The sequence below is a fragment of the Photobacterium proteolyticum genome, assembly GCF_001939735.1.
GTDB lineage: Bacteria > Pseudomonadota > Gammaproteobacteria > Enterobacterales > Vibrionaceae > Photobacterium > Photobacterium proteolyticum.
The window spans coordinates 114,065-121,002 of sequence record NZ_MJIL01000083.1; the positions used below are offsets into that span (position 1 = coordinate 114,065).

At 43.0% G+C, this 6,938-nt stretch carries 8 protein-coding genes; 5 read left to right on the top strand and 3 right to left on the bottom strand.

What is annotated here, in order from left to right:
• Positions 1–188 precede the first annotated feature (188 nt).
• Positions 189–1,784 (top strand): ABC-F family ATPase, encoded by a 1,596-nt coding sequence (locus BIT28_RS16385; protein ID WP_075765619.1) that lies wholly within the window; start codon positions 189–191, stop codon positions 1,782–1,784.
• 179 nt (positions 1,785–1,963) lie between these two features.
• A complete protein-coding gene (locus BIT28_RS16390; RefSeq protein ID WP_075765621.1) occupies positions 1,964–2,416 on the top strand; it encodes a YaiI/YqxD family protein in 453 nt (150 codons plus the stop codon).
• 139 nt (positions 2,417–2,555) lie between these two features.
• Here BIT28_RS16390 and BIT28_RS16395 read toward each other — a convergent pair whose 3' ends face one another.
• Together BIT28_RS16395 and BIT28_RS16400 are read right to left on the bottom strand one after the other, a co-directional pair.
• A complete protein-coding gene (locus tag BIT28_RS16395) occupies positions 2,556–3,071 on the bottom strand; it encodes a ClbS/DfsB family four-helix bundle protein (RefSeq protein ID WP_075765623.1) in 516 nt (171 codons plus the stop codon).
• Positions 3,072–3,123: 52 nt separating this feature from the next.
• The gene (locus BIT28_RS16400) at positions 3,124–3,894 is read right to left on the bottom strand and encodes an aminoglycoside phosphotransferase family protein (RefSeq protein WP_075765625.1); all 771 of its coding nucleotides are present in this window, start codon (positions 3,892–3,894) and stop codon (positions 3,124–3,126) included.
• 188 nt (positions 3,895–4,082) lie between these two features.
• Between BIT28_RS16400 and BIT28_RS16405 the strand changes: the two genes are divergently transcribed.
• The 3 genes from BIT28_RS16405 (at position 4,083) to BIT28_RS16415 (ending at position 6,314) form a co-directional block, all read left to right on the top strand.
• Positions 4,083–4,886: a GNAT family N-acetyltransferase gene (locus BIT28_RS16405; protein WP_075765627.1), complete on the top strand. Its 804-nt coding sequence runs from the start codon at positions 4,083–4,085 to the stop codon at positions 4,884–4,886.
• A 75-nt stretch (positions 4,887–4,961) separates the two neighbouring features.
• On the top strand, positions 4,962–5,378 hold the full coding sequence (locus BIT28_RS16410) for a GNAT family N-acetyltransferase (RefSeq protein WP_075765629.1): 417 nt from the start codon (positions 4,962–4,964) through the stop codon (positions 5,376–5,378).
• 168 nt (positions 5,379–5,546) lie between these two features.
• Positions 5,547–6,314: a class I SAM-dependent methyltransferase gene (locus tag BIT28_RS16415; protein WP_075765631.1), complete on the top strand. Its 768-nt coding sequence runs from the start codon at positions 5,547–5,549 to the stop codon at positions 6,312–6,314.
• Positions 6,315–6,390: 76 nt separating this feature from the next.
• Here the strand turns inward: BIT28_RS16415 and BIT28_RS16420 are convergent, their stop codons facing one another.
• Positions 6,391–6,852, bottom strand: coding sequence for a hypothetical protein (locus BIT28_RS16420; protein ID WP_075765633.1), 462 nt, complete (start codon positions 6,850–6,852; stop codon positions 6,391–6,393).
• Positions 6,853–6,938: the final 86 nt, after the last annotated feature.

Genomic DNA, 6,938 nt, shown 5'->3' on the forward strand with positions numbered 1-6,938 from the left:
TTCTATTTAAATGACGCTGAATGCATATCTGTATGTGGAAGGAGTGCGTATCAAAGGCCAAAAGTAGGGAATCATAGTGATATAGTTCACGAATTCTGTTATCCTTGCCGCCAATTTCGTTGCTAAAGTCGCCTGAAATCGGCGGCTTTTTTAATGCTTGATACATAAATCATTATTGGAACAGTACATTGATTTCTACCGCTAACATCACAATGCAGTTTGGCGATAAGCCATTGTTTGAAAACATCTCGGTTAAATTCGGTGAAGGTAACCGTTACGGTCTTATCGGCGCGAATGGCTGTGGTAAGTCGACATTCATGAAAATTCTGGGTGGCGAACTTGAGCAGTCGGCAGGTACTGTTTCAACAGATCCGAACGAGCGTATGGCAAAACTGGGTCAGGACCAGTTCGCGTTCGAGGAGTACACAGTAGTTGATACCGTGATCATGGGTCACAAAGAACTGTGGAAGATTAAAGAAGAGCGCGACCGTATTTACTCGCTACCTGAAATGTCTGAAGAAGACGGTATGCGTGTTGCCGATCTGGAAACTGAATTCGCCGAAATGGACGGCTACTCTGCTGAAGCGCGTGCCGGTGAATTGCTACTTGGCTTGGGTATCCCAGAAGAGCAGCACTTTGGGTTGATGAGTGCAGTTGCACCTGGCCTTAAAGTTCGTGTTCTGCTAGCTCAGGTTCTGTTTGCAGATCCAGATATCATGCTGCTTGACGAACCGACGAACAACTTGGATATTCACACTATCAGCTGGCTTGAGCAGGTTTTGCTTGAGCGTAACTGCACTATGATTATCATTTCGCACGACCGTCACTTCCTAAACAGCGTATGTACTCATATGGCTGATTTGGATTACGGTGAGCTTCGTCTATTCCCTGGCAACTACGACGAGTACATGACAGCCGCTGAAGCTGCGCGTGAACGTCTACTTGCTGACAACGCCAAGAAAAAAGCGCAAATGGCTGAGCTTCAAACTTTCGTTAGCCGTTTCTCTGCAAATGCTTCTAAAGCAAAGCAGGCAACTTCACGCCAGAAGCAGCTTGATAAGATCCAGCTTGACGAAGTGAAAGCATCGAGCCGCCAGTCGCCATTTATCCGTTTTGAACAAGAGAAAGAACTGTTCCGTAACGCACTTGAGGTCGAAAACCTAAAACAGGGTTACGGCGAAAACATCCTTATCAATGGTGTGAAACTGTTGGTTGAAGTGGGTGAGCGTATTGCGATTATCGGTGAAAACGGTATCGGTAAATCAACCTTCCTAAATACGTTGGCAGGCCAGATGGAGCCAATGGAAGGTATGATCAAGTGGTCAGAGAACAACAACATTGGCTTCTACGCGCAGGATCACAGTGCTGATTTCGAAGAAGACATGACACTGCTGGACTGGATGGGTCAGTGGAAGAAAGAAGGGGACGACGAGCAGACGGTTCGTGGTATCCTTGGTCGCATGTTGTTCTCGCAGAACGATATTAAAAAATCTGTACGAGTGATCTCTGGTGGTGAGCAAGGTCGTATGTTGTTTGGTAAGCTTATTATGCAAAAGCCAAACATCTTATTGATGGATGAGCCAACCAACCACATGGATATGGAATCTATTGAGTCGCTGAACTTGGCGCTTGAAAACTTCAAGGGTACTTTGATGTTCGTATCTCACGACCGTCAGTTTGTATCTTCGATTGCAACGCGCATCATCGAAATCACCAAAGATGGTGTTGAAGATTTCCACGGTACTTACGAAGAGTACCTGCGCAAGCAAGGCCTTGTGGGCTAATTAAAATCACGTTGGTGAGTTAAAGAAGCCAATGAATGATTTAGCTTGATAGAAGAAAGCCGCCAAATTGGCGGCTTTCTTATGTTTGTTTTTTAGACTGCACGCAGTAAAGTGTTGCTGTTGCTGTTGCTGTTGCTGTTGCTGTTGCTGTTGCTGTTGCTTTATAGAAAGGATTAAAGATGAAGATTTGGGTAGATGCGGACGCTTGTCCTAATGTCATCAAGGAGATTTTGTTCCGTGTTGCCAATCGTGTCGGGGTTGCTGTTACCTTAGTGGCAAACCACCACGTGAGAGTGCCACCTTCTCCACATATTAAATCGATTCAGGTAGAGTCTGGCTTTGATGTTGCCGATAATTACATTGTTCAGCAGGCTGAAGCTGGCGACTTGGTGATCACGGCTGATATTCCGCTTGCTGATGAGCTAATCACCAAAGGTGCCCATGCCCTCAACCCCCGTGGCGAGATGTATACCAAGGATACAATCAAGCAACGCCTCCAAATGAGGGACTTCATGGAGACAATGAGAAGTAGCGGTATCCAGACCGGTGGGCCTGCACCGCTGAGCCAATCCGACCGACAAAACTTCGCGAACAAGCTTGATTCTTTTGTGGCTAAAAATCATAAGAAATAATAATGAGATGTATTGGTGACGGCAGCGGTTGTCACCTTCGTTTTTCTCATTTAAACAAGGAGCTTAGCTCTAATTCATAACCAACGAACATCAAAGAAAAGTATCCCCTGATACTCGCCTGAGTGACTGTAAGTGGGCTCTACTTGATTCCATGTGTTTTTTTAAACCGTCTGACCTTTGTTCGTACGTTTTTCATTGGTGATGACGTGTTGAATTGAATCATACGACCAAGTGTCCATTTGTCATACCATGGAACGCCATAAAGTGCCTGCTCATCAATGCTCTTAACTAATACCAGAATTTCTTGGGTAACTTTTGCAAACTCTCGTTGTAAACTTTGATAGTCCCAATCTTTGTAGTCATGTTGGAAGCTTTGGGCTAGTAGCCCAAGTTGATTCCACTTATAACCTGTTTCCGGGAAATCGACATGCTTACCTTGAGACTTTAAAGAATGCCATTTAAGGACTAGCTTTCCCCAGCCAATTAAGTAGGCAAGCGTATCGCAAACACTAATTGTTGTGTCCTTGACGTTACCCTCAATCCCATGTGTTCTAGACAGTTCAACTGGAATAGAACGGTAGTCCTCAATCAGCTTACTAGAGGCTAAAGTGATTGCATTGATTAACTCATTTTTATTTTGTGGTACTGATGTCATAGACGCTTTCTTGTTTGGTTAGTTGCTCGTTTTGTTCATTGAGAGCTGTTTACTACAGGTTGCTTATAATTTTATGTTTACTACGTTTTAAGTAATCAATGTCGTTTAGATACGCTAGATGATGCTCATCTTTGATATTGTTGATAAATGCCTGATTGCCTTTTTCAGCCTCGCTACGCATGAAGTCAATCAAGGTTTGAACACGTAATATCATGATATCAACAAGCTGGCTTCGCTCTTGTTGGGGCAAACCATAAGAGTCACAGAACTGTTTAGCGCGCGAAATCTGCTGAGGTAAGCTACCCAAAGCATCATTAGGACTGGTTTTAAATGGTGCCCAGCAATAAACCGCATACGCAATATCCCAAATCCGCGGTGCTGGATGTGCGGTATCAAAGTCAAAGATCCCGACTACCTGATCTCCACTTAATGCCACGTTATAGGGGGCATAGTCACCATGACAGATAACTTCGTAGGGCTTTCTAGCCGGCAACATCCAATCCAAGTTTTCACATTGTTCACTTTGAGCAAAAGATACGGTTGCGTCATGATATTTACGTAGGAGCACAGCCGCTGAGCATAATGCTTCAATACTCGCTATGGCACCCCTTAACGGGTAGTTGTAAACATCACCAGGTACGTAGGACAAAATCTCATTGCCTTTTGCATCAAAACCAAATGACTCAGGTGCAGAATTGAACTGCTCTTTTCTCAGGTGAGTAAGTAACTGATGTACTGATTCGGACCATAAGCCACTAGGCCGATATATTTTACCCTTATGCCGATGAATCAAACCTTCACGACCACCTTGTAGTTCTTCCATGATTGTCCTTATGTGCGATGCGAACATTCCTAGCGATAAATCCTCATAAGTAACTGATTGTATATCTTGGGGATATTTGTCAAAGTAGACGTGTATCAAAGTTTGTGTACTTTCATGGCAGTTTCAGCATTTGATGTGTTGTTTCAATCAAAGCTAAATAAACAGGTTTCTGTAATTTTGGGGTAGGTATGGGGATTCATAATGGTCTTGATCGTCTGGACTTGGGGCGTTTAGTCGATAAAAATCAGCTGTCATATGATTTGTTCTTGGCTCAGTCAGATGAGATTACCCTGCACAGGAATGAACAATTTATCTGGATTGAAAGTGCTGACAATAGTCCAGTTTTCAACGGTGTGCTGGAAACCAATGTTGAATTGCACAACTCGTCACCAGCGATTAGCCTGTTTTTTAAAAAGTTAGCTTCTGGTAAGGATCATTTTTGTTGGAAAGTGTGGTCATCATCAAGCCCTAATAATATCGGGGATATACTGGAATCTCAGGGTTTAACTGTTGGTTCTGTAAGCCCTGGAATGGCTATTGAACTCTCTAGCCGTACATTTTCCAACTTCTCCGTTGATAAGCTTTTGGTTAAGCGGGTTGATAGTGATGAACGTTTAGAGCAGTGGATAGCAGCTCTTTTTGATGGCTTTGAGTTGAACCAGGGATTGAGGTCAACCTATAGAAAAGTACTCATGGATGGAGGTTTTAGAGATCCAGTAAGACTATATCTGGGGCTATATGATGATGAGCCAGTCGCGACTGCCTGCTGTTACTTTGAACATGATGTAGTCGGGATTTATTGGGTATCAACGTTACCTGCCTTTAGGGAGAGAGGTATCGGCCGCCGCTTGATGAATATCGTATTAAGAGATTCGTATGATGCAGGCTACAAGTTTGCGATACTTCAGGCGTCCGGTGAAGGGTTCAAGATGTACAAAGACATAGGTTTTCGCCAAGTCTGTAATAATACTCGCTATGAGTGGAAACCCTAGTTTGATGACATGTTGCGAAATTGAAGATGCACTGAATTATCAGAAACACAAACTAATAGAATGATAAGGAATTAAATGGAATTTATTATTAGCGAAAACCCAAGCAGTGAAGATGTCGATGAAATTTATCAGGGGTTAAAACGGCATAACATTCCATACATTGGTGATATTAAAGAGAGCCACATTGCGTGTTTTACTAATAGTAATGATGGAGCCAAACTAGGAGGGATTATCGGTCGTACGTGGGGTAGTTGGTTGTTGATTAAATACCTATGGGTAGATGAAACTTGCCACAAGCAGGGTATGGGTACACAGTTACTGGCAACGTTAGAAAATTACGCAAAAGAGTCAGGGTGTAGATTCTCCCTGGTCGATACGATGAGTTTTCAGGCTAAGCCATTTTATGAAAAAAATGGTTACCAATGTAAAATGACGCTTGATGAGTATCCAGCCGAAGGACAACTGCACTTTATGACAAAAGAGCTTACCTGAGAACGTGCACCTATAAGTCTTAATGTGCTTGATATGAGTTGCTTGTTGCGGAATGTGTCGCAAAAATTTATGACAAGTGCGATAAAACGTCATTTATATCTATAACTTAGTTCCTATTCTGCTAGTTTATCGCCTTCAGAATTTGACCAATATTGGAGTTGTCGGCTAATGGATTACTTGGCAATAAACAAAGAGGCTTGGGATAAGAGAACAAAGGTTCACGTAAAGTCTCAGTTTTATGATGTAAATGGATTTCTCCAAGGGAAGTCGTCACTCAATACTATCGAGTTAGAGGAAGTTGGCTCTGTTGAGGGGAAAAGTCTGTTACACCTACAGTGCCACTTCGGTTTAGATACGCTGTCGTGGGCAAGGTTGGGGGCAAAAGTTACCGGGGTCGATTTGTCGTCGGAATCGATTTCTCAAGCAGAATCCATAGCAAAACAAGCTAACCTTGAAGCAAGTTTTATTTGCTCGGATGTATACCAGTTCAATGAAGTCTGCCCAGAGAAATTTGATATTGTTTTTGTTTCTTATGGTGCGCTGTGTTGGTTGCCAGATCTTAACCTATGGGCAGAAACGGTCTCAAAGGCTTTAAAGCCCGGTGGAAAAATACATTTAGTTGAATTTCATCCTTTTGATGAATTGCTGTTGGGCTCAGCATACTTTGCGAGCGATGAACCTATAATCGAAGATGATGGGACTTATACAGAAAACTGCACAGGTGATAGAGCTAAAATGGTCACCTGGATGCATCCGGTCAGTGATGTGATCAATGCCTTAGTTAAGTCTGGAATTAGCATTGAGTGTTTTAATGAATATCCATACAGCCCGTATTACTTGGAAGGGTTTGTAGCAGGCGAAAGCGGAGCTTATCAGCTTCTTCACAAAGGTAATGCTATACCACTGGTTTATTCCGTTACAGGCAAAAAACTCTGATCATAAAGCTCTTATAATGGTGGCTAGCAGATGAAGCTGAGCCTTTGCTTCACCCGTTAGCCTACCAAAACCGTATTTATTTACTTGTCGCTTTTTCCGTGGCTTTATTAACTAGATCTGCGACTTTCTGTTTCACTGGCAGCCATAAGGTTGATTCTGTGTATGGCGTAAAGACAAAGACTTTCATAGAGATGAAGCTTGTCAGTATTAGCCAGAAGCCAATAGAGAGTATTTCAATCACTTTTGAGAATACAGACGGGGCAGCTTCACGCATTGCATCTCGCGTTGAGCCACCGAGTAAGGCATTTAGGTCATTAAGTTGCCCCATACCACCGAATGTTTCCTTGGCGTCAGAATATGCGATAAAACAGCTGTAATAGAAGTAGGCAATAGCACAAACCGCTATACCTTTTGGTAGCCACTTTGGAGCACCAGAAAGACAAAGTAGCATGCCGGTGAGCATCAGGGCGATTACGGAAATATCAATTATTTCAGTGCCTGAAACGGACTGTTTCATTCCCCAGATTTCGATGGTCATAAACGGATGCGTATTCCGGCGATTGTGATCTAGGATTCCGTTTTTTTTCGATCACCTTTTTACCCTCTTTTTCTCTACCCTTATTT

What these genes read in the sequence shown, in the direction of transcription:
- BIT28_RS16390 (WP_075765621.1), top strand. Translation starts at nt 1,964, where the DNA reads ATGAAGATTTGGGTAGATGCGGACGCTTGTCCTAATGTCATCAAGGAG.
- BIT28_RS16395 (WP_075765623.1), bottom strand. Translation starts at nt 3,071, where the DNA reads ATGACATCAGTACCACAAAATAAAAATGAGTTAATCAATGCAATCACT.
- BIT28_RS16400 (WP_075765625.1), bottom strand. Translation starts at nt 3,894, where the DNA reads ATGGAAGAACTACAAGGTGGTCGTGAAGGTTTGATTCATCGGCATAAG.
- BIT28_RS16405 (WP_075765627.1), top strand. Translation starts at nt 4,083, where the DNA reads ATGGGGATTCATAATGGTCTTGATCGTCTGGACTTGGGGCGTTTAGTC.
- BIT28_RS16410 (WP_075765629.1), top strand. Translation starts at nt 4,962, where the DNA reads ATGGAATTTATTATTAGCGAAAACCCAAGCAGTGAAGATGTCGATGAA.
- BIT28_RS16415 (WP_075765631.1), top strand. Translation starts at nt 5,547, where the DNA reads ATGGATTACTTGGCAATAAACAAAGAGGCTTGGGATAAGAGAACAAAG.
- BIT28_RS16420 (WP_075765633.1), bottom strand. Translation starts at nt 6,852, where the DNA reads ATGACCATCGAAATCTGGGGAATGAAACAGTCCGTTTCAGGCACTGAA.